The organism is Vibrio sp. 1288, assembly GCF_033344475.1.
This window is the reverse complement of the sequence record NZ_JAWPOX010000508.1, coordinates 1-709: the sequence shown is the minus strand read 5'-3', so window position 1 is coordinate 709 and position 709 is coordinate 1. Positions and strand designations below refer to the sequence as shown.

The following is a 709-nucleotide window of genomic DNA, read 5'->3' as shown; positions in this document are numbered from 1 at the left end:
TCAACAAAGACGACAACTACGGTACTAACCTACTAACGGGGCGCTACAAAGACTCGGCATTAGGTAAAACCTTTAAACGTCTAGCTGATGACGTCAACGAACGCCGCAAAGTGAATGAAGATTATACGCCCGTCATTATTTCTGATTTTGAACTGGAACATGGTCGACAAGTCGCTTGGCTTGGTGCACCTATCGTTCAGCAAGGCTATTTGCACAGCTATGCTATGTTCCGTTTACCAAACAACGGCATTACCAAGCTGATCGCAGATAAAAACCGTGAATCGTCCATCAACACTCTACTGGTCGGCAGCGATCAGCAACCACGTACGATTAATACCAAGCAAGACAGTATTCAAAACAGTCTTGAAGTCATCGATAAAGCTTTAGCGGGACAAACCGACGTTGGCACCTACACCAATGGACTTGGCGAAGAAATTATCGCTGCATTTGCCCCAATTCAAACACGCGGCATTACATGGGCGCTCGTGGTTCAACTTCCAGAAAAAGAGGCGTTTTCACGCATTCATCAACTGGAAAAACTCTTCGTTATCGCCATGCTAATCGCGATCATTCTTGTGGTGATTGCATCGCATTATTTGTCCAACTTCATTACATCACCACTGCTGAAACTGACTTGGGCAGCGGAGAAAGTATCCGCTGGCGACCTCGACGAAACGACATTCAATACCGAACGTAAAGATGAAATCGG

1 protein-coding gene is annotated in these 709 nt (G+C 45.8%); it reads left to right on the top strand.

What is annotated here, in order from left to right; all coding sequences use genetic code 11:
* On the top strand, positions 1-709 hold a 709-nt coding region (locus tag R8O11_RS27680), incomplete at both ends, for a HAMP domain-containing protein (RefSeq protein ID WP_318194932.1).